At 50.2% G+C, this 231-nt stretch carries 1 rRNA gene; it reads left to right on the forward strand.

The features are described from left to right. Nucleotides 1-231: ribosomal RNA gene (locus tag FHC52_RS22620) — 23S ribosomal RNA — on the forward strand; the annotation flags it as partial.

Below are 231 nucleotides of genomic sequence, written 5' to 3' on the forward strand. Positions count from 1 at the left end.
GTATCCTGTCTGAATATGGGGGGACCATCCTCCAAGGCTAAATACTCCTGACTGACCGATAGTGAACCAGTACCGTGAGGGAAAGGCGAAAAGAACCCCGGCGAGGGGAGTGAAATAGAACCTGAAACCGTGTACGTACAAGCAGTGGGAGCACCTTCGAGGTGTGACTGCGTACCTTTTGTATAATGGGTCAGCGACTTATATTCTGTAGCAAGGTTAACCGTATAGGGG

Source organism: Enterobacter sp. EC_64 (assembly GCF_019584165.1).
Taxonomy (GTDB): domain Bacteria; phylum Pseudomonadota; class Gammaproteobacteria; order Enterobacterales; family Enterobacteriaceae; genus Enterobacter; species Enterobacter roggenkampii.